At 67.5% G+C, this 1,058-nt stretch carries 2 protein-coding genes; both read right to left on the reverse strand.

Features of this window, described 5'->3' with window-relative positions; all coding sequences use genetic code 11:
• Nucleotides 1–605: DUF3618 domain-containing protein (locus tag ARGLB_RS11320; protein WP_003802427.1), on the reverse strand; the 605-nt coding region annotated here is incomplete at its 3' end.
• Nucleotides 602–1,033: a phage holin family protein gene (locus ARGLB_RS11325; protein WP_003802430.1), complete on the reverse strand. Its 432-nt coding sequence runs from the start codon at nucleotides 1,031–1,033 to the stop codon at nucleotides 602–604. The genes ARGLB_RS11325 and ARGLB_RS11320, both read right to left, overlap by 4 nt.
• Nucleotides 1,034–1,058: the final 25 nt, after the last annotated feature.

Below are 1,058 nucleotides of genomic sequence, written 5' to 3' on the forward strand. Positions count from 1 at the left end.
GTGTTTTGGACGTGGGTTTTGGCGTCGGTGGCGGTTGCTTTGACGTCGGTGGCGGCGGTTTGGCTTTCTTCCTTGACGTGCTGGGCGGCGTCGGTGGCGGTGGCTTTGACGTTTTCCATGGCGTCCTGGGCGGGTTCCTTCCAGCCCTGGGCCATGTCTTTGGCGGCCTCGGTGAGCTGGGTGGTGACCGGTTCGGCGGCGGTCTTGAGGGCGTCGGCGGCTTCGCGTTCCTTCTCGCTTGGGGGGATGAGTGAGGAGACGAGCAGGCCGGCGCCGAACGCGATGAGGCCGGCGGCGAGGGGGTTGCCCTGGGTTTTGGTTTTGACCTGGTGGGGTGCGTCGGCGATCGCTTCGCCGGCGTCCTGGAGGGCGTTCCCGGCGGCGTCGGTGGCCTGGTGCAGGCCGCCGCTGGTGGTGTGGGTGGTGTGTTCTGCGGTGCCCATGACTTTCTCCTTTACGCCGAAGACGGCGTCGCGGACCTTGTCGGTTTGGCGGTGGACGATGTTGGAGGGGGTGACCTTGTCGGCGACCGCGTCGACGTTGGTGCCGAGGCGGGCGCGGGTGGCTTCGATGTCGGCGCGGATGGCGTCCGGGTTCTCACTCATCGGTGGTCTCCGTTCGGTTTGAGGGTGGGCGGGATTTCCCTGGCTGTTTCGACGGTTTGGGGCATGCCTTTGATGGCTTTGAGTTCCTTGCGTCCCACGCTGGCCAGGATCGCGGCGATGATGGCCCAGAGGACGGCGACGACGACGGCGGACCAGCCCAGGCCCATCAGCTCGCCGAGGGCGTACCAGAGGGCGACGGAGAGGAACAGGAGCACGAAGTGCCCGGCGACGCCGGCGCCGGCGAGCATGCCGCCGCCTTTGCCGGCGCGGGTGCCGGATTGTTTCAGTTCGGCTTTGGCGAGTTCGATTTCCTGCCGGATCAGGGTGGACAGGTCCCGGGTGACCTCGCCGAGGAGGTCACCGAGGGAGGTGGTGTCGGCCTTCGCGTGCGCGGCCGTGGGCGGGGTATCAGGGATCTGGCTGCTCACAGGGGACGACCTCCACCCTCGGTAT

Source organism: Arthrobacter globiformis NBRC 12137 (assembly GCF_000238915.1).
In the GTDB taxonomy this organism is placed as follows: domain Bacteria; phylum Actinomycetota; class Actinomycetes; order Actinomycetales; family Micrococcaceae; genus Arthrobacter; species Arthrobacter globiformis.